This window comes from Candidatus Odyssella thessalonicensis L13, from assembly GCF_000190415.1.
In the GTDB taxonomy this organism is placed as follows: domain Bacteria; phylum Pseudomonadota; class Alphaproteobacteria; order Paracaedibacterales; family Paracaedibacteraceae; genus Paracaedibacter; species Paracaedibacter thessalonicensis.
Genome location: NZ_AEWF01000005.1, coordinates 114,514 through 135,217, shown reverse-complemented (window position 1 = coordinate 135,217; position 20,704 = coordinate 114,514). Strand labels below are relative to the sequence as shown.

The window sequence follows — 20,704 nt, the reverse complement described above, 5'->3', positions numbered from 1 at the left end:
TATTAAATTGTGCAGAGAGGAGATAAAAAGGGGGCAGATTATGAGTATAGAGTCGTACGTTTTTACAAGTGAGTCTGTCGCTGAAGGGCATCCTGACAAATTATGCGATAGGATCTCAGATGCATTAGCCGATGCTGCCTTACACCAAAACCCTCAAAGCCGGCTTGGTATTGAATGCATGGCCACAAAGGACCACCTTTTTATAGCTGGGGAAATTGCAGGCTATGACTTTAAAAATGAGGAAATTGAAAAGATAGCCAGGCAGGTTATTAAGGAGATAGGTTATGAAACACTTGGATTTGATTGGCGAACAGTCAATATTCATAACCATTTACAACAGCAATCTGCAGATATTGCTCGGGGAATAGATCAGCATTCTCCCCATCTTCAAGGGGCCGGAGACCAAGGTATAATGTTCGGTTATGCTTGTGCAGAAACGGATAGTTATATGCCAGCACCTATTTACTATGCACATCGTCTTTTAAAAAATATTACCACTGCTAAAAAGGCGGGCGAAATTTGGGGTGTGGGACCAGATGGTAAAGCTCAGGTAAGCTTAAGCTATTTAGGTAACCAACCCATCAAGGTAGATACATTAATTCTCTCTATTCAGCATAGTGAAGACCTCACCCCTGAGCAGCTTTATGAAATGATGCTTCCCTATATACATAAGACTTTCCCCGACGGGTGGCTGAGTAATACAATCATCCATATAAACCCTACAGGCCGGTTCGTTATTGGCGGGCCAGGGGCTGATTGCGGACTTACAGGCAGAAAAGTTATTGTTGACACCTATGGCGGAGCAGCTCCGCACGGTGGAGGAGCATTTTCAGGAAAAGACCCTTCAAAAGTGGATCGCTCTGCCTCTTATATGGCAAGATATATTGCCAAGAATATTGTGGCAGCAGGTGTGGCCTCAAAGTGTACATTGCAACTTTCCTATTCAATTGGTCTTAGTCAGCCCATGTCAATTTTTGTAAATACTCATGGCACCCAATCTATTTTACCGGACAGTGAATTGATGAAATATTTAAGCCGAGAAATTGATTTCTCACCCTGGGGTATAACTAAGAGTCTCAAGCTTGAGCGTCCAATCTATGAGAGAACAAGTTCCTATGGGCATTTTGGGTGGCCAGCCGATAGAGAAGGAGGTTATTCTTGGGAAAGTACTGACCTCATTAATAAATTTGCTAAGCTATTATAGGATCATGATAAGAGATTAAAATAAGAATCCAACGATTTTACCAGCGAAGCGTCCTATTGCAAGAAAACCTTTACCCATTTATGTCAAATAAGTGAAGTAAATTAGTTGGTGACCTATTTTAATGGCATCCTTATCCAGGACAGACCTTATTGACAGGCAATTCAAATTTTAGAGATTCTCTAAAATCTTATTTAGGCTGCAATAAGTCTCTTTTAGCGCTGCCAGTTCCAATATATGTCTTCATTCTCATCTCCAAAAATGTTAAAATAAAAAGTAAAAAGTGATCTGCTTAAACCTGAATTCACTTATTTCAAGAGAACTGTTGATAGCTTTATATATGAGAAAAGTTGTCTCTTTATTCCTGTTGAGCTGCTATTAACTTGCTTGTCTCAATAAAGTCTATTTTATATAGCCATAAATTAAAGATATGTATATTAGCCAATATTTAGGATTTATTCCCTATTAAGAAATTAGAAGCCTTTTCTAGAGAAAATATTTGATAAATACGGGTATCAATTTAAGAATAAAGTAGAGGATTATATGGCTCAACTTTTTATTAGAAACACAAAAACCTTACACATCCGCCCTAATGGGAGGTCTGCTGATTTCATCACCCCTAATTTTATTTATGGCTGCGCAGGTGGCTGTAGAAATAGCTATTGTTATGTAATGCGCCATAATCATGAATCAATATATGTAAATGAAAATGTAGACCAGATATTGAGAATAATAGATAAGCATTTGAATAGTTTACCCCTGAAGATCCCCAATCAAACAGACCCTAAATATTGGACATATGATATAGGGTGTTCTACAGATGTCAGTTTGCATTGGAAGCATACTAATTGGTTGAAAGTTTTTGAGTTTTTTAAAGAACATTTTGCAGCCAAAGCAACTTTTGCAACAAAATATGTCAATAGCAAACTATTAGACTTCAATCCTAATAAGAAAGTAAGAATTCGATTTAGTCTTATGCCACAAAATATAAGTCTCATATTAGAACCAAACACTAGTCCAATTATAGACAGAATAAAAGCAATAAATACTTTTATTGAAGCGGGATATGAGGTTCATCTAAACTTTTCACCAATTGTTGCTTATGAAGGATGGCTTAATGACTATGAAATCTTATTCAAAGATTTAAGTGAACTTATAAAAGAGCAGCATAAACCTTTTATTAAAGCTGAATGTATATTTCTAACCCATAATGATAAACAGCATGAACGAAATATCTTATCAAACCGATTTGAAAGTGAGGCTTTAATCTGGAAACCTGAAATACAGGAAAGTAAAATTAGTGAGTATGGAGGAAAAGCTGTGCGCTATAAAGCTAAAGTAAAGAGTAACTTTATTCAACGCTGGACAGTTTTACATAATAGAATAATTCCATGGAATACAATTAGATATATTTTTTAAATGCTTAGAATATGGTTGCTTATATAAGATATAAAGCCTAATTTATAGAAGTTTTGAAGAATTCTTTAGCTATCTTCAACTGAAAATCCTGACTTTCTTCTAAGGATCTATAAAGACTAAAGCGTGACCCTTTTAAAGAGATGCAAATTCTCTTAGTACTCCTCTTCTTACTTATCAAAATTAGTAAGAACATAGAAGTCATCTATTTATGGTTTATGCCGAAATAGGTTTTTCAGATACTCCTCTAATTCCACATACACTTGTTTAGATAGAAGTTGCATTAACTTAAGCCATTTCTTGAAACAGGCTTTGGGAAAAAGGATCAGCTTGGGATTCTGAAAAGAAAGTACACAGAACTTCTGTGAAGCTACTTTCCTTATTCTGGCAGGCTTTAGCTGCTGCTATAAGATTGCGTCGTGCACTTTGAGCTTTCCTAGTTGTAGGTAAAGGGATAGTATTCATGCCTAGAAATCCTCAGAATTTATCTGCTTTCATATATTAAGGAATTATAATATACCATCGAATAAAGGAGCTCTAAAGCAAATACGCAAGTAATTTATTAATTTATCTTAACTGTTTTGTTTAGCTCTCAATTCTGAAAGATAATGCTGCGCTAATTCATAACCTTCTTTGGCTGCTTTAGTCCACCAATAAGCAGCTTCTCGTTCGTTCTTCTCAGTTCCACGACTCTCAGCTAGCAAATATCCCAACTTAAATTGTGAAGGTACGTCTCCTTGCTCAGCTGCCTTCCTAAATCAAAATATAGCTTCTTCCTCATTCCTGTGGGAGGGCAAAGCTTTGCGGATTTTAAAGGATTGGGGAAAACCGAAAACTATTAATACTGACAAAGCTTCCACCTATGCGGTGGCAATAAAAGCTCTAAAGGAGGAAGGGAGATATTCCGAAGAATTGAAGCATCGTCAAATCAAATATCTGAATAATATTGTGGAAGCTGACCATAGGAAACTCAAACGATTGATCAAGCCAACTTTAGCACTTAAATCCCTGAAAACAGCCTATGCAACAATTAAAGGATTCGAGTTAATACGTATGTTTAAGAAATGCCAGATACATTTAGGGTATTAGGGTCAAAGCATCAGGGGCGAAGTGCGTCTCGTTGAAGGGCAATTTGGTTTCTAAACCTTTAAAACTAAGCTCTATTTCTAAAACTCAACCTTAATAAATTCTTGCAACAGAGTCTAGAAAACGCAAGCTTTAGACACTCAAAAAAGAAGGGCTCACCATAATTCCTCCACATCAACAAGCTCTAGGCCAAAATCAGATCTCCATCTGAACTGTAAATCTATCAACTTGTAAGTTGATACACTTAAAATTATATCAACCCATGGGTTGCATTTATATGTTGATCAAAGGAAAGTTGATATGCATGGCTTGAATAGAAAACACATTGATAAAGACTTGGGTATAGCAAGAAATCTGATTTCAATAAAAGTCCCGCGTGGGGATTGGCTTAGAGCTATCTGTGAAGCATTGGAGTATCTGCAAAGCAGCTTGCCTCTAAAGCTGGCATTAGCCATCACTCAATTAGGAAATTAGAAAAAGCAGAAGCTAAAAGAACGATAACCTTAAAAAATCTTGAGAACATAGCCGCAGTTTTGGATTGCTAAGTTGTTTGCTTTATTATTCCGAATCAACCGCTGGAAGAAAAAATTGAGAAACAGATCAGAATTAAAGCGCAAGCTATGCTAGATAAAACAAGTCATACTATGGGATTAGAAAACCAGAAACTTACCACTGAGGTTCTTATCGATCAACTGGAGGAGCTAGTTAATCAACTCCGCTATGAAATTAAGAAGACGAAGAATATCTCCTACCTTTGGGACACCGATGAATGATCTTTACCTATGAAGAAGGGGCTACCCCTTAGCTTACTGCACATCTTATAAGATCTGCATAATTAACCTGATCAGCTTCCCTTAATCAGCGAATATATTCTTGGCGTGTTCCAGAGGCTTGTACGAGACTGATTCTTCTCCAAGACAGTCTTTTATTTTTGAGACTATATAAGATAACATCGCTCATCAGCTGAGATAGCCTGCCATTGCGTTGGGATAAGGATGGCTGGCGACAAGCCAATGATGAAAACGAGCAGCAATTTCTTCAGCTCCCTATGTTTGGTTGTCAACCCAAAGTTGGGCATCATCGCAGAGCATCTTAAGATAAAAAGTAATCACAGAGGACCATTCACTATCAATTTGTATTGAAAGGTATATTTTTGGTTAATCATTTTATGGCACACTAACTGCGAATAGCTAGCTTCCAAGGGATAATCAGATGAATTCATTACTATGCTGTTATTTTCCAACAAAAGTTATCTTTGTAGACGATAATGCCCTCTTTTTACAGAATTCGATTCCGATCCTTGACCATGACATTGCTAGCTATGAGTTTTTTGATGATCCGCTTAAAGCTTTATAATTTATAAATCAGGTAAAGGGGATTAATTTTTTACCCTCAGCTTTCCCAGACCGTAAACAAAAAAACGAGGAACTCTATCTGTCTATCTTTACACCGGATCGTTATGAGGAAGTATCAACAGTTATTGTTGACTATGAAATGCCTGGCATGAAGGGATTAGAGTTTTGTGAAAAGATAGAGAATCCGTATATTCGCAAACAAGACCCAAATACACCTTCAATATTTAGAGATTTTATTCTTCAAAGTCAACTGAAGTATTTTAAAGCTCTTACCGAAGTATCATTTGAAGCCCTCATTAAGAAAGATATAGTGTTTGAGGATCATAGAAATTCGCAGGTTTACGATCCTAGCTTTAGTATATACTTTAATCGGCTGATAGAGATGAACAATATCACTGAATATTATTTTAACTAGAACATTGGGGGGTTCATCTTTTTAACTGCTCAAGGCAAAGTCAGCGCCCTTTTCGTTTTAAGTAGCGAGTTTTTCGATAATGTGCAATCAGGCTATATTGTGACCCTTAAACAAGAAGTTGCTAACCATGAACAATTCTCCTCTTTAATTGAAGAGTTAGATAAGAATTGTAAAATGCTTTGCTTTCCCTTCCATGGCAATAATAAACACCCAAACGTTAATGAGTGGGAAAAATATGCTTATCCTCTTGATACTGTGCAAGGAAAAATTACCCACTACGTCGCCTATGTCCCCGACGTAGATTATGTCAACTCTTCAGAAGTTTCCTCTTTTGAAAGATATCACAGAGAGAAAACTAAGGATATAAGTACACTTTACAAGTGATTTTAGCTGTCTATGAGGGCATATAAGGGTGAAAGGCAAAGAATTCTCAAAGATTAGTGTTTTACGGTTGGAAAACTCAATATAAACTCGGTAAATTCTCCTTCTACAGAGGTACAGGTAATATCCCCACCAAGTTTCTGCATGACCATTTTACAAAAAGCAAGTCCAACGCCAGCACCGTGGTCAGTACGAGTATAAAATTGATCGAAGATAAAGGGGAGAATAGAGGGTGAAATACCTTTTCCAGTATCCTTAAAATGGAGTCTGTTAAACTTTTCACCCTTTTCTGTCCAAATAATGATATTTCCTTTACCTGCTGCCTTAACGTAGTAAAGGGAGTTCTTAAGGAGATTGAAAAACACATGCTTAAGTAGATGAGGATTTGCTTTAATCTCAAAATTTTCTTCAATCTTCTGAACAATTAATGCGCTTTCTGAGTCTGCTAACGAGTAACCTTCAAGAGCTGATTTTATACAATCAGATATAAAGCAATTCTCCAACGCAAGCTTATCAGGAACTTCTTGTAAATTGATTAAAACTGTATCTATGACAGTAAGAGCACTTCTTGCTATTTTTTCAAGATTTGTCGGTAGACCTTCGAGAGACTGTAAGACAATCCCATTAATGAGGGGAGCACTCGACTCCATTTGTTGTAAGGTTTTTTGGCTCTCTATAAGAGTGGGTAAATGCATTTTTAATCCCTCAGCTATATGATGGACTGCTCCTAATGGAGTCCGCATCTCATGAGCTATAGCGGCTGCCTGCACTCTTAAAGATTTCTGCTTTTCTTGCGCAATAGTAGCCGCTTTTATGGCTTCCCGCTCTCGTTCTTCTAATTTCTTTAAAGCCGTTATATCCAGGGAGGTTCCTATAATCCCGACAATATTCTCCTTCTCATCATAGAGGGGAGATTTGTTAGTAAGCATAGCAAGCTGAGTACCATTTGAAAGAGTAGGGGTTTCAATAATTTCTTCAGGAATTCCCGTCTTCATAATTCTCTGATCTATTTCTTTTAAAATACTTGCTATTTCTTTCCACGGCATCTGATAGTCAGTTTTGCCAACCATCTCTTCAGGGGTTTTAAACCCAGCCATTTCAGCCTGCATTTGATTGCAACCTAAATATATGCCGTTTCTGTCTTTCCAATAAATGCTACCTGGAATGCGTTTTAATATATTATCCAAATAGATTTTTGAATTTTCATCTTTCAAGCGTTTCACTTTCATATTTGAGTTAAGATAGTTGGCTTATAAATATTTTACTATAAATTTAATAATTAATTGTTAAAAACCTTTGCCCCTTAGAAACATGCATGTTTTTTTCATATAAAAATTTTAAGAATTTAGGAATATCTTTATATACAAAGGTTGAAATAGGTATATTAAGGATTCTAGGTGTATCTAGAAATAATGGTAGTTCGGCTAGAAAATATTGTACAGCAACTTCTAAAGCTCTGGGAGTTAGAGTCTCAGAAATTCTTTTGCTAGATAAAACCCACTCTGATGTTGAAAGACAGCCATTTCTAAAAATAGGATCATTTTCTAACAGATGTTTACATTTATGGTAAAGTTGAAGATACTCTTTATTGCTATTGAGACTATCAACAGACACAATCTTTTTATAAGCTTCTGTTTGCGAAAAACCATGTGCCATAAGAGCTTTTATGACTTTATTAGTTAAATAAGAATCTTGTTTTTTGTTTTTCTAGTCGCTCGGCTTTCAGGGTAACCAATTGCTTGAAACGTATAAGAAGAAATTGTAGTTGGAATAAAAACATTCATATCCTTAAAAGTTTTCAATGCCCAGGAAAAAAGTCCTTCCAAAGTCTCAACAGTGAAATAACTATTGAATGGACTTACACCAATAAGGCCATGTTCCCAGTTTGCTGCTGTTTGAGACGGACTTTCTCTCGTATAATAAATCTGTGCGGGTACCACAGACTTAGTATTAAAATCTTCTATTTTTTCGTCATTAATGAGGAGTGGTAGATGAGAAATATCTATATTAGTAGGGGAGATTATTATATTATTCATAAGCATTATTTTTTTAACTCACTTCTTCTTGTTTTCCAAGCACTAGAAAAGAGGTCAAGATTATTGCACCTTAATATTGATGACTAGCTGTAACCCATACTTATATAATAACTCTTAAATCAGAAGACAATACTTATGGTTGAAAATATCTACCTATGGTTGACAAAAACAGAGGAAAAAGGTTATGTTTTTGAAGCAAGTTAAGGAAGCTTTAAAACCTACTTTATTCTTCTGCTTATAGTACCTTCTGAAAGTGCTCACAAAATAATTCTAGAGCTTAAACGGTAGCGCTATTTTCTAAGGACTTTAGGCAAATATAAAAGATAACTGGTGATCGACGCAGTTGATGATGCAGAATAGATGCTTAGCAAGCTTAAGACTTTTATAAGAGCCACTGGCTATTCTGACGTATAGGATAATCTATTTCCCCGCGATAACCTTATTATTATGTTATAATCTAGCAGAATTATATAAAAAATAGGATACTAAAACACAGATCTCTGGAAAAACAGATTAAGGCCTTGCTTTAAATCTTATAAATCTGATATTTCAGAAGGTGCTAGGAGTTCGTGTATACAAAAAGCTTATTTCTTGCTACAGGCTTCCTATATTTTAGCTGCTTGAGCTGTTGGAAAGTCTAGGCCTTTTTATATAAATGAATTATGCAGAGTGTACAGTCTTTGTTGAGGTGCCTTTAAATTCATGCATCTGCGTCCAGAATGCCTTCCTATATCCCCTACAACCTTAAGGATAAAAAGAGGAGAGAAAGGATATATTAATAAATCATGCTAAATTTTATGTTCAAAGTTCGAAGAGTTCAAGATTATAACTTTATAAGACGATAAGTTATAAGGTTCCAAGATTGTAGCTTTATAAGGATATAAGGTTAAAACCAGAAAAGCTACTAACCTTATAAAGGTTATATTCTTGAGAAAGGATTTCCATAAAGAAAAGGTAAACAATAAATAATTACTATCTTAGCCTCTTGAATACAGATCCTACCTCTTATGAGGCGATTAAATAGATGAGAATTAAGAGGAAGTCTGAAAAGCTTTGCGCTTACTATGTATATTGCTAATCAATTTAAAGTATTTCTCAAGCGCTTAGTAGTTAATTGGCAGTGTCTTTAAAGGCTTTGCCGGTAGAAAAAGATGGTAATTTAGAGGCCGCATTAGTGATCTCTTATCTTGTTGAAGAATTGCGCCCTTAATGAGCTGCCCTTTCTGTTAGATTAAACTTGCCAAGGCTAGAATATTGGCTTCTTGCTTCTTCTCAACCCTAGCCGTAATTCTTGCTAAGAAAGCCTCAATAATCAGACTCGTCAAAGCTCGTGAGGCTCGACGTTGATCAGCAACTGCTTTAATGAGATCAGCTTTATTTATTATCATTTCCTCCTATAAGTTAGTTACTTAGCGTAGAGGAATCATAAAGCATAAAAAGAAGATAGACGGGAGAGGATAAATTATTAAATAAATAGAGGTGGACCTGAACTAGCTTTTAAGCCATGGTGAATCACTAGCTAATTCCGATTTATAGACTCTATGCAATCCTTAGAAAATATCTCTGGCATAGTGGAGCGGGTAACGTTCCACAATGAAGAAAACGGATTCTGCGTTTTGCAGGTTGCAGTTAAAGGCCATAAAGATCTCATTACAATTGTTGGTTCTCTTCCAGCTGTCAATGCTGGTGAGGGGATCGAGGCTCAAGGAATTTGGATGCAAGATCGTCAGTATGGCACCCAGTTTAAAGCTTCGCTGTTGAAGTTGATGCTGCCGACTACCCTAGAAGGGATCGAAAAATATCTAGCTTCAGGTTTAATTAGCGGCATTGGTCCCGCTTATGCCAAGAAGCTTATCACAGCTTTTAGGGAGAGAATCTTTGATGTGATCGAGAGCAATCCTTCTCAACTTGCCCAAGTTCCGGGCATTGGTCCTTCTCGACAGGATAAAATTATAAAAGGATGGGCTGATCAGAAGGTGATAAGGGAGATTATGCTCTTTCTCCATTCTCATGGCGTTAGTACGAGCAGTGCTGTTCGCATTTACAAAACTTATGGAAATAATGCTGTCCAATTGATTCAGTCCAATCCTTACCGCCTAGCGCGTGAGATACGAGGCATTGGCTTTAAAACATCAGACGATATTGCCATGCATCTGGGAATAGCTAAGGATTCTTTAATTCGTGCTCGAGCGGGTGTCAGTCATATCCTAGCTAAAGCCATGGGAGAAGGGCATTGTGGCCTGCCATTAAATTTATTGCTCTCGTCAGGGCAAGAACTTCTTGCTATTAATCCTCAAGTTCTTCAACAAGCGGTCATGCTTGAACTCGAAGCCGGGGAGTTAATTAAAGCAGTTACTGAGAATGAGATCTGTATCTTTTTAAAGGAGCTCTATCATGCTGAAAAGGAAATTGCTGAGAAATTAAGGGCTCTCAGTAATAACGGGTTACCTTGGTCCTCCTTTAATGTTCATGCGTCCATTGAGGAAGTAGAGCATCAGAATGCGATTTGTTTATCAGCGTCCCAGAAGCAAGCCCTTATTAAAACTTTAACACATAAAGTTACTATTATAACGGGCGGTCCGGGGGTTGGAAAAACCACGCTGCTCCGGTCCATTCTCCAGATTTTAAAAGCAAAGAATTTAAATCTGGTTTTATGTGCGCCTACTGGGCGCGCTGCTCAGCGTATGGCGCAAGCAACTGGTATGGAAGCCAAGACCATACACCGCCTACTTAACGTAAATCCGAAAACAGGTGGATTTAATTATAATGAGGAAAACCTTTTACCGTGTAATGTCATAGTCATCGATGAAGTTTCTATGGTAGATGTTCCGCTTATGCATGCCCTTTTGAAAGCTGTTCCTTTAACAGCAGCGGTGATCTTTGTCGGAGATCAGGATCAATTACCTTCTGTCGGTCCTGGACAAGTCTTATCAGATTTTATAGCAGCCAAAATTATTTCCTATGTCCATTTAACCGAAACTTTTCGTCAAGGCGCTCAGAGTACAATTGTCTCTGTTGCCCGCAGCATTAATATGGGAGTACTGCCAAAACTTAAAGGATATGGACCAGAATCTGATTTCTTCTTTATTGAAGCACCTGACGTGGAGGAGGGGGTGAAACAGATCATTGAAATCGTTTGCACACGTTTGCCTAATAAGTTTGGCTACTCATCTTTGAATGATATCCAGGTCCTTTGCCCTATGACCCGAGGCGTGGCCGGTTCACGCAACATCAATATGGAGCTTCAGCGCCGTTTAAATCCTCCAAATACAGCTAAGAGTATCCAGAAGTTTGGGGCTTGGTTTAGCGTTGGTGACAAAGTTATGCAGATTGAGAACAATTACGATAAGGAAGTATACAATGGTGATATCGGCTTTATTCAGAATATTAATCTAGAGGAGGAGGAGGTTATCATAAGCTTTGATAGTCGCAATATTATCTATGAATTTAATGATCTGGATGAAATTGTTCTTGCTTATGCCATGACCATCCATAAGTCTCAAGGTTCAGAATGCCCTGTTGTCGTTATTCCTCTGTTTATGCAGCATTATCCAATGTTGCAGAAGAACCTAGTTTATACTGCTATTACTCGCGGAAAGAGACTAGTAATCTTAGTGGGCCAGAAAAAAGCATTAGCAATAGCGGTGAGTAATAAAAACCTTCGCAAACGCTGGTCACTTTTATCTCAGCATTTGCACGGCTTGGTCGATAAAGGAGAGACCTTTAAATTTCCTTATCTTGGTGCCTCTTTTTAAAAAGAGAGCTTAGAAAAGGTTGCTTTTAATGCCCCCGAGATCAGATATTGTAATTCTTACTGCAGCACTTTTTGTCTTGTTAAAGATCTGAATGGAATACCCTTTTTATATAGGCTCGTAATAATCTTTAAAAGATGGGTTAATGGCCGCTTCAGATAATCAATTTCCAAACAAATTGTCAAGTTTGAGAGCTTCTAGGGGCATCTGTGGTGATCAGGTCAAGGTACCATAGGTTAAGTGCACGGTGTGGAGCTGCAATTTATGTTTTAGCAGCTCCACATAACTGTTTTTAACACCCTTCTTAGTCTAGTAGTATCTTTCAACAATAATTCTTTATTCTTTCTTCTCTTTTCCCTTTTCTGCCTTTGTGATTCTTTGTAAATAATCACTACTCGGAGGAGCAGCAAGAGGACTTTCTATAGCAGAGGTAATGTCGAAATAATAATCCAGGCCCTTTTGACATAAATGTAGCTTTTTATTTCCTCTTATATCCACATATTCTAAATGCTTGGCATTAGCAATTGCTAATAACAAATTCAGTGCTCCCTTTAATTGCTTATCAATTTCCTTTCCTGAAGCTGAAGCAGATTCAGCGGACATTAAATCTCCTCTCAGGGATAGCCTTTTTAAGGAGCGCTGTTTTTTAATCATTATTTCTAAGTCTTTAAGACTAAGAGAATCGGGAAAAACACTAAACTCCTGAATGTTAGGGAATAAGTCTATATGCCCAATAACAGTATGAATTGCATTCGATGAATCGGTAAGCTGAGAAAATGTAAGACTTTGAAGGTTACTATTTTTAAAATCTTTAGATAGAATCCCTCCCACCAATTCCTCTGAAAGAGAGCCGTTGCTTAAAGTGAAAGATTTTAGGCCTGCTAAAAGCTTTCTTAAAGAGGGGATATAATTTTTATGATTTAGATCCCATTGATTTAAGCTTAAGCTCTGCAACGAGGTGATAGAAGAAACCTTTTTAAGGAGGTTCTTCGTTAAGGTTATCAGATTGGAAGTACTTTTTCTCCTTGTATTATATTCACCACTTTCATCGCCTTCATCACTCTCTTGTTCATCAATAGTAATCTTTCCAAGTTTTAAATGTTTAATGTTGCCATTTTTAAATTGATCTATAAGTGTCTCAACTAGGTCAGCAGTTAAATCTATGTGCTGCAGATCAATACTTTCTCCCCATTCAATAGCTTTGAATTTTTCAGCAATTCCCATGTTTGCTTTAAATCCTTTTGTATGCTCTTCAAACAACGTAAAGGGAAGATTTCTGTAAAATTCATATTTTCGGGCAAGTTGCACTAACTCTAAAGGGGAAGGCAAATTAGTGTCTTCTTTAACTAAAATAAAGTCTGCGGGAAGTTTAGCGATTTTGCGAATAAAACTCTTATCTTCAAAATCTATTCCCTTGTTAATTGTTTTCAAGAATTTTCTGGATTCTTTATTAAGCGATTTCATATGGCATGCTATATCACGATGTTCCGAGAGACGAGCAATAACTTGCAGGGCTGTAAAAATTGCAAAACTTCCTTTCGGAGAGTAGGCTTCTAAACATCTCAGCTCACTATCAACCCAGCGTACATTATCATGTTGACGTTGATGAATTTCTGCATCACGAGTAAGTGTTGTTCGCGTAATAAGGTCGATAACGGTGGCCTCCTTTAAAGGAGGATATTTTTTTACGGCATTTGCCAGAATAGCTTTAGCTACTTTCTTCTTTTTCTTTTGGTCATATGAGAGCATATTAAATGCCTCCCTTGCTTCATCAGGAAGATTATTTGTTAAAGGGCTATCTTCATTTAAAGTGTATTCTCCTTGATATGATAGGTCCTCACCAGGAATGAAAAGGCTTGCCACTCTTGAATTAAAGCAAGAAAGCATGCCACCGTGTTCGCCAATTAATCCAAAAAAACTTCTATCTTCAGGTAACTCACATCGACTGATATCAATTAAAGCCATACTACGCAGATAAATAGTCGTAGTTTTCGGCTTATCCATTTTATCTCCTTCAGAGCCTATTTTAACTAGCGAGTTTATATAAGGAACGCTTGCCCATGCTGAATTAACTAGATACTGTGTATAAAAAGTATATGGTACGGATGTTTGGGGAGAAACTTCCAATCGGAATCCTTGCTCACCTATCCTTTCAATATGAGAAATTTCCGAAGACCGATGAATAGTAATATTTTTGTATTGACCTAGGAGGTATTCTAGTAATATGCCCATTCCTACTGGCTGGAATCCACGTTCAGGCGTATGAAGCCCAGCGTTATAACAGGTGCCTATGCCTAAGGCTTCAATCTGCTCTGGGGAAAGTTTATTGACAAAGTGTTCAGGTAAACCAAACAATTTGCTACCCGTTTGATTATGCCACTCCTGCTCTAATATTTGGTAGTAAACTTGATAGTCTTGCTGAAGATTTTTATATTGCTCTAATAAATCATCAAATGTGAGGTGGTTTTCTTCTCTAGGCGTCCCAGGACTTGCTTCTGCGAGTAAGAAATCTATAAATTTGCGCTCAGTTAAAAATAGCTCAGTCTGAAACAGTTGCCGAATAAGGATAGCACTCAATAAACATTGGCGAGCTGTCTTCTCATCTTTTGGATATTCTCCTCCTAGGTGAAGGCGTGAGATAAGCTTGCTGGCTCCATCTAATAATTGAGGCTCTTTTTCAAATATATGGACATCAAATAAAGGGTTATTATTTTTTCCTTCTAGTCTAGCCACCAAAAGGGCACTTATAATAGCTGTTATCCCCCCCCCAATAAAACAAATTCGAAGTTTACTATCAGCGTCAAATCTGCGTTCATTAAGTTCTATTAATTCTTTTTCCTGTAAAATCTGGAAGGCAGGGTACATTTTTTTAAAAATAAAATCAGCAAACTTATCATGGGGAGCTGTCTTCCGTAACCATTCAATTGAGCGTGTTATATCTATAGTAGTGCCTCCAATACCATACTTATAACACAGGGCGGGAAGTAAGCCTGTATAAGCAAGTCCTTCTTTGCAATAGGTATTAAAAATGGGATCCATTTCTTTAAGGGCCCTCTTTGTTAGCTGTGAAGGAGAAGGAATCTTTAAAGTTGCTCGAATTTCTTCAGAATGAGAAGTAATTAATTTCTCTAGAGCGTTTCGATACCATCCTCTTATAGGATTGGGGCTCCTGAATTCTTTATGGCCCAAAAGTTCAGTTAAATGATACCTTATGACAGTTAAAAAGAAATCACTATGAGTAATCCCCATATTAAGAGCTAAACCAAAATAATATAAGGTTTTATATATTGACTCTTCTTTCTGGTAGCCTCCCCACATATGCAAACAAGCTAGATTATAGGCCGCTTGCCCTCTTTTATATAAAGGTTTCCTTTTATCTTGGAGCTGTACAAGAAGAAATCTCTCCATGTGCTCAAAGGAATATCGGACCTCCTGTCCAATAGCATTTTTCCATTGATAGTTTTGTCTTCTCTTAGTACCAATTTTTTCATGTGCTAAAGAGCTAGTTAGGTAATTGAATGATAATTTATAATTCTCTTTTCCTCCGTCCACTTTCTCGAGATAAAGGCGAGCTAAATGTAATTGGGCAATATGGCAAGCCGGATAATTCATATCAATCAGATGCTTATAGAAATCAATAACATTAATGCCAGCAATATTTGTTAGCCTATTATTAATCTGTAGAATATTAATTAGGGTATGATGAGCTTTCTGTGCTCCATATTGAAGCGCATATCTATACCACTCATACCCTTTGATAAGACTCTTAGGAAGGAACTCAGTTCCAGAAAAAAAGCAAGCTGATAGGAAAGATAGAATATCAGGATCGATAAGAGTAATGCGATAATGCTTTACCATTTCTTCCAATTCAGGCTGGGCTTTACGAAAAAATTCTTCTCTAAATTCAATATTTATCCATGATGCCTTTAAAAGGGTTAGGATATTATCGAAACGCCCCAATCTAAGGGCATTTAAAGCATGCTCGTAAGCCTTCTTATTCTGGCATTGAGTCGCATAATAAGCACACAATAATACATCTTTTAAAACATTTGTATTCCTATTGTCCTGCTTATTAAATTCTGCTGCAAGCTCTAAGGCTGCTTTTTCTTTGAGAAATTTCAAAACTGACTCAATTATATAGACAGCATTCTCACTCCCTCTGCCTGAATTACTAAGAGTGTAAAGCATAAGGTTCCGGAGACGGTGAGAGAGCTTAGCTATTGATAAATTATTGACGAGCTGAAGGGCATACTCTTGCTGTAAAACTGATATAATAAATTTGTAAGCTTCTGAGTTTTTATGGAGGAACGCTTCAACTTCCTGCCTTGACTCATTAATATGAGGGGAAAATAACAGTATGTCCCAGGAGCTTAGAATTACAGATTTTAGTTGCCATAAAATCTTTTTTTTCTTTTATGAAAAATTTTGGCTAAATTATAAAAACTTGTAAGATAATTAGGATAACTTCTCTCAATAGCGTTTTTATCCATTCTTGATGAGATCAATGATATAAAGAGATAATGATTAAGGAAATGCGTTCTTTGGAAAGCATTTAGGTCTTTATTAAAAATAATTTCTTCCCTTTTTAAATATTTATAGTGCGGCTCTAAGGAGGCCTCAAGAGCTTCTACCACGCTCTTAGGATAGGGAAGGGAGAATTCATCACTCGCGGGAAGTAGGCGAATGTTACATAGTTCCTCCTTTAAGAGCCTCCATAAACATAGCCATATGGAGGATAAGATTTGAGAATACTCTAACTTATTCGTACTGCTCTTATCTAGTTTATACCTCGTTATCTTTTTAGCAACTTTCAACAATAATTCGACGCCTTCTTGCTTCCTCTTATTAGGATGCCAAACAAAACTTTCAAGCTTTACACGTAGGCGTTCTAATTTTATCTCTGAGTTCAAAACTGGAGGACGGTAATAGTGCTTGCTACTAACCTGTCTCATCCATAAACAGATTAATCTTTTATAACCTTTGTGAAGGTTGTCCTGTAGATCTTTTTTATGAGTCCATTTACTCAGGCTTAAGGATGAAAGTTTTTGATAATGATCAAGAGATATGTATAGAGCTTTCTCGGCTAGTAGTGACAGGCGGTAATCGTTTCTTCTTCCTGTCCATTCCTTAAACCACTGCATTCCAAGTTTATAGAATCCTAGAACATGATCTTCTAAGACGAGAATCCGATAATATAAGAAAGCTATTGTTGGCTGGTTATTTCTTTCATAATACCTGCCTATCTCTGCAAGAGCGTCCCGATCTCCTTGAATGGCAGCATATTTAAGAATCTCTAATGATAAAGGTTCATCATCAATAGAGACATTTGCTGCTAGCTTAAGAGCGGCATAAAGGGATCCATTTTTAAAAGCTCGCAATAAATGAAAATTTGCTTTATTTGATGCTAATGTTGCCAAATGTTCATTAGCTCTCGACAAGTTTTGTTCTACTGCTTGTGATGCGTGAGTCATCGCTGTTTCAGGCAAGCTAAGCATGGTAGCTGAAATGTCCAGCGCATAAGGATGTCCTTGGCTGGCTAGATCGAGCAATTTATCCTTATATTTATTTAAGTATCCTTGGGCAGTATTGTAAACTGCTAAGGAGTTAAGGAGATATTTTCCATTTAGCGCGAGATAACGGAGTAACAAGCCTGTAGCTAAGGGATCTTCAGCGGCTTTACCTTTTAAAGCCTCATATGCTTCTAAATCTCCTTGGCATGTGCGCTCATATAAGACATTAGTTGCCAGCTCCTCTTTGGTGAGATTTACTGTTTGCCGTTTATCAGTACTTCTATAAAAGGTACAAGGCAGCATTCTCCTTATTTTGCTCGCTTTTATTTTTAAAAATTTTGTTATCTTTGAAAACAATTCATTTGAAGAACAAGGCAGCGTTTCATTAGGCCAGATCGCTTTTAGGTCGATTTTACCATCCTTCTGTTTATAAAGAGGAACATTCCCTTTAAAGGTTTCTATTATAAGGTAAGAGTTAATGGGTAGGGTGAGGTAATAATTCTGCACAAGTTTTTTATAATCCTCTGTTGCTGGTTCCAAAGGCTTATAATTTAAAGCAGGCTTGTAAACAAAATCGTCAACTAAATCATGATAACGCTTAGAAACTAGTCTCATGCTTTTTAAAGTTTCTTTATCCAGAAAATTAAGGATACGCGTAATCATCTCATTGCTGAGAACTGTGTTATACTCTAGCAATACATCCTCTATATTATTGCTTTCATAATCTACTTCCTCAAATTCTTCTTCGTCCAATCTTTCTTCCTCACGATTTTCTCCTTCAGATTCATTGCCACATACTGCCCAAGAAATTGGATTGGAGATGCCATAAGGATTTTTCCCTGTTACCCAATTACACGAATCATGATCTTCATCTGCTTCCATAGCTTCCACTAAGTTATGCATTAAAAGGCAGGCAACTGTGAAATATGTTACTAATTTACGCCATAAAGGTACTTTAGAGGCTTGCTTCATTTTTAAGTTTCATTAATTTGTTTTTTAATTTTATAATATTTATCTCACTTTGTCGGTAATCTGAAAGATAAAAATAACATTGTGCTGCTTCGAAGTGCCGTTAAAGGGGTTTATCTAAAGGGAAATTGTTTATATTTGGCCTTCTTGGCTTTATCTTCCGGAATATACCGAGGGTTGCCACCAGCTTAGAGGAAAGCATCACGTTGAAGGTCAGTTGTTTGGGGGGATGGTTGAAAAAACCACCTATAGGCACTAAGACTATTTATGGATTTCCGTATAATTTAGCGAATCGTCCTTATTTTCATACCGCTTCTCAAGCTTTTCAGCTTTTGCTCCTTGCCCGCTCATCATTTCTCTCAGGGCGCGATAACTGATGCTATTTTTAAAGTTGCCCATCTATCTAATAGCAACGGCCAAAGCTGTAACCGTTAAAGGACTAATGCCTTTCACCTGTTTAATCCTTTAGAAGACCTCGCTTTTCTGAAAAACTTGAATATGCGTTAATCAAGCGTCTTAGCTTTCTTATCCACTTCGAGAAGCTCTTGGCGAAGCTGGGAAAAGATTTTAAGTTTTAAGCTTGTTAGCCTGACACTATAATTTAAGTAAGGGATTTGAATTTACTAATGCCAAACCGGATGCTAGCTACTTACGAGGCAAGAAATCTCTTAAAGTAACGTCTAAGCAAAGCGAAATAGAGATGGTAAGCATTAAGAGTGATCAAGATATTATATGGATGGCTTCTGATTATATTTACAATTTTGATGGAAAAGTAAGTTTCCAGAGAACAATTATTTTCCATACACCGCGATTTCAGCAAAGCATTCATCCTTTGAAATCCATTCAAGGACCATTCTAGGAGATCCGAGTAAGCCTGTAGCTGAAGAAACTTTAATAAATGATCTTTTAATATTCGATGGTAAGAAATTAATAGCTAATAAAGAGCATACATATACCTGTGTATGGTTAACCGTTAAACAGTATGTTTCGGCAACTTAAGAATGTTACGGCATACTCCTTTCTATGTAATTCGGCCCAGTTTTTGATTCAGTAGAGTTGCAATACGCCAATCTATAAATTAATAAGCAGTCTGTCTCCACAAGAATAGGAAGATCTCTAAGAAAGAGAGAAAATATTTAATCCATAAAAGTTCCTCGTAATTTTGGTGGTGATATGGTAAATTTACGATAATAAATAATTTGTTTTATCCGCGTTATAAGGATATTTATGATAAGAAGAGATTACTATCTTAATCAGATTCAAGAAGCTTTCGAGATTCATTCTGTGACTGCCATTCTAGGGCCTCGTCAATCGGGAAAGACAACATTAGCTAAACTTTATGCACAAGGCTTATCCCACGTTCATTTCTTTGACTTAGAAAATCCTCAAGATCTGGCAATTTTAGAGTCGGCTTCTCTTGCTTTAGCTCCTTTACAAGGTACAATTGTTATCGATGAGATTCAGCGGCGTCCTGAACTTTTTCCTTATTTAAGGTTTCTGGCAGATAACTCTGACAAAAAATTTCTTATATTAGGAAGTGCTTCTCAAGATCTAATTCAGCAAAGTAGTGAAACATTGGCGGGACGCATTACCTATATCGAGTTACCTCCATTTCTCTTATGGGAAATAAATGATATGGAGAAGCATTGGCTACGGGGGGGCTACCCTAAATCCTTTTTAGCTTCTTCTAACTCTCAAAGTGAGAATTGGCGAGTAAATTATATTAAGACCTTTTTGGAAAGAGATCTTTCCATGATGGGAATCCAAACAGTGTCCAGCAATATGCGTCGGCTTTGGAGCATGCTTGCCCATTATCATGGCCAGATCGCAAATATTTCAGAACTTTCTCGTTCTTTAGATATGAACGATAAAACAATTAGACGCTATATGGATATCCTTGAGGGATGCTTTATGATCCGTCAACTTAAGCCGTGGCATGAAAATCTCTCAAAGCGACAGGTTAAAAGATCTAAGTTATATATTCGAGACAGTGGGCTATTTCATACCTTACTAGGAATTACAGCGACTGATATTTGCCGACATCCTAAATGTGGCGCCTCTTGGGAGGGATACGCTTTAGAAAATCTTATCCAATCCTATGGTAACGACTTATATGAGTCTTACTTTTGGGCTACAGAAAAAGGTGCTGAGCTTGATTTATTAGTCATTAAAGGTGATCAAAGGTTCGGCTATGAGTTCAAATATTCTGAAGCACCTAAGATCACAAAGTCTATGCACATTGCTTTAGAAGATCTAAAGTTAGATCATCTGACCATTATTACACCTGGGGCACGATCTTACCCCCTCAGTGAACATGTTAAAGTTCAGAGTTTGAGCGATACCATCAGGCTAGTTAAAAATAGTTAGAAATAACGCTGCCCTTACAAGGGTCATAAAAACATTAATTAACAGAGCTAGAATTTTTGGTAAAATAAATGTGATATGCGAGCCTTCTAAAGGCATACTTCAAGGGGCCTGCCTCTCTATTCAAATCTTGCATTTTCAGAATTATTTGCGCTCTCATTACTACTTACGGAGAATAATACTGCTACACTTGAATTACGTTTAAGCTCTGCTTTAAGC

The 20,704-nt window shown here is 37.0% G+C and carries 15 protein-coding genes and 3 pseudogenes; 11 read left to right on the top strand and 7 right to left on the bottom strand.

Annotated elements, in window-relative coordinates:
* Window positions 1–40 precede the first annotated feature (40 nt).
* Window positions 41–1,204 (top strand): methionine adenosyltransferase, encoded by a 1,164-nt coding sequence (gene metK, locus HMO_RS0109485; RefSeq protein ID WP_010302033.1) that lies wholly within the window; start codon window positions 41–43, stop codon window positions 1,202–1,204.
* Window positions 1,205–1,744: 540 nt separating this feature from the next.
* The gene (locus tag HMO_RS14595) at window positions 1,745–2,620 is read left to right on the top strand and encodes an SPL family radical SAM protein (RefSeq protein ID WP_010302029.1); all 876 of its coding nucleotides are present in this window, start codon (window positions 1,745–1,747) and stop codon (window positions 2,618–2,620) included.
* A gap of 285 nt (window positions 2,621–2,905) precedes the next feature.
* Here the strand turns inward: HMO_RS14595 and HMO_RS17090 are convergent, their stop codons facing one another.
* Both HMO_RS17090 and HMO_RS16550 read right to left on the bottom strand, forming a co-directional pair.
* A complete protein-coding gene (locus HMO_RS17090) occupies window positions 2,906–3,082 on the bottom strand; it encodes a hypothetical protein (protein WP_010302026.1) in 177 nt (58 codons plus the stop codon).
* A gap of 107 nt (window positions 3,083–3,189) precedes the next feature.
* Window positions 3,190–3,333, bottom strand: a pseudogene (locus tag HMO_RS16550) (tetratricopeptide repeat protein); the annotation flags it as partial.
* A gap of 52 nt (window positions 3,334–3,385) precedes the next feature.
* Between HMO_RS16550 and HMO_RS14590 the strand changes: the two are divergent.
* From HMO_RS14590 to HMO_RS17380, 6 genes and pseudogenes are all read left to right on the top strand, one after another.
* Window positions 3,386–3,706: pseudogene (locus tag HMO_RS14590) on the top strand (DDE-type integrase/transposase/recombinase); the annotation flags it as partial.
* Between the two features lie 297 nt (window positions 3,707–4,003).
* Window positions 4,004–4,177 (top strand): hypothetical protein, encoded by a 174-nt coding sequence (locus HMO_RS17085; RefSeq protein ID WP_010302016.1) that lies wholly within the window; start codon window positions 4,004–4,006, stop codon window positions 4,175–4,177.
* On the top strand, window positions 4,150–4,248 hold the full coding sequence (locus HMO_RS17685) for a hypothetical protein (protein WP_425358522.1): 99 nt from the start codon (window positions 4,150–4,152) through the stop codon (window positions 4,246–4,248). The genes HMO_RS17085 and HMO_RS17685 overlap by 28 nt, the downstream gene beginning before the upstream one ends.
* A gap of 75 nt (window positions 4,249–4,323) precedes the next feature.
* Window positions 4,324–4,476, top strand: a complete 153-nt coding sequence (locus HMO_RS17080) for a hypothetical protein (protein WP_010302013.1) — start codon at window positions 4,324–4,326, stop codon at window positions 4,474–4,476.
* A 439-nt stretch (window positions 4,477–4,915) separates the two neighbouring features.
* The gene (locus HMO_RS17385; protein WP_010302010.1) at window positions 4,916–5,059 is read left to right on the top strand and encodes a hypothetical protein; all 144 of its coding nucleotides are present in this window, start codon (window positions 4,916–4,918) and stop codon (window positions 5,057–5,059) included.
* A 513-nt stretch (window positions 5,060–5,572) separates the two neighbouring features.
* The gene (locus tag HMO_RS17380) at window positions 5,573–5,857 is read left to right on the top strand and encodes a hypothetical protein (protein ID WP_033444679.1); all 285 of its coding nucleotides are present in this window, start codon (window positions 5,573–5,575) and stop codon (window positions 5,855–5,857) included.
* 53 nt (window positions 5,858–5,910) lie between these two features.
* On the opposite strand, the gene HMO_RS0109430 is transcribed toward HMO_RS17380, so the two are convergent.
* From HMO_RS0109430 to HMO_RS17370, 3 genes and pseudogenes are all read right to left on the bottom strand, one after another.
* Window positions 5,911–7,083 (bottom strand): ATP-binding protein, encoded by a 1,173-nt coding sequence (locus tag HMO_RS0109430; RefSeq protein ID WP_010302003.1) that lies wholly within the window; start codon window positions 7,081–7,083, stop codon window positions 5,911–5,913.
* A 43-nt stretch (window positions 7,084–7,126) separates the two neighbouring features.
* A pseudogene (locus HMO_RS17375) lies at window positions 7,127–7,890 on the bottom strand (tRNA-dependent cyclodipeptide synthase).
* Between the two features lie 1,226 nt (window positions 7,891–9,116).
* Window positions 9,117–9,278 carry an HU family DNA-binding protein gene (locus HMO_RS17370; RefSeq protein WP_010301993.1) on the bottom strand — a complete coding sequence of 54 codons (162 nt, stop codon included), beginning with the start codon at window positions 9,276–9,278 and terminating at the stop codon, window positions 9,117–9,119.
* Window positions 9,279–9,431: 153 nt separating this feature from the next.
* Here HMO_RS17370 and recD2 point away from each other — a divergent pair, with 153 nt between their 5' ends.
* Window positions 9,432–11,645 carry an SF1B family DNA helicase RecD2 gene (recD2, locus tag HMO_RS0109410; RefSeq protein ID WP_010301990.1) on the top strand — a complete coding sequence of 738 codons (2,214 nt, stop codon included), beginning with the start codon at window positions 9,432–9,434 and terminating at the stop codon, window positions 11,643–11,645.
* Between the two features lie 333 nt (window positions 11,646–11,978).
* Here the strand turns inward: recD2 and HMO_RS0109405 are convergent, their stop codons facing one another.
* Window positions 11,979–15,830 carry a hypothetical protein gene (locus HMO_RS0109405; protein ID WP_010301986.1) on the bottom strand — a complete coding sequence of 1,284 codons (3,852 nt, stop codon included), beginning with the start codon at window positions 15,828–15,830 and terminating at the stop codon, window positions 11,979–11,981.
* Between the two features lie 197 nt (window positions 15,831–16,027).
* Window positions 16,028–18,124: an F-box protein gene (locus tag HMO_RS0109400; protein ID WP_010301982.1), complete on the bottom strand. Its 2,097-nt coding sequence runs from the start codon at window positions 18,122–18,124 to the stop codon at window positions 16,028–16,030.
* A gap of 697 nt (window positions 18,125–18,821) precedes the next feature.
* Here HMO_RS0109400 and HMO_RS17075 point away from each other — a divergent pair.
* Window positions 18,822–18,980, top strand: a complete 159-nt coding sequence (locus tag HMO_RS17075; protein ID WP_010301976.1) for a hypothetical protein — start codon at window positions 18,822–18,824, stop codon at window positions 18,978–18,980.
* Between the two features lie 368 nt (window positions 18,981–19,348).
* On the top strand, window positions 19,349–20,488 hold the full coding sequence (locus HMO_RS0109385; protein ID WP_010301974.1) for an ATP-binding protein: 1,140 nt from the start codon (window positions 19,349–19,351) through the stop codon (window positions 20,486–20,488).
* The last annotated feature ends 216 nt before the right edge of the window (window positions 20,489–20,704 follow it).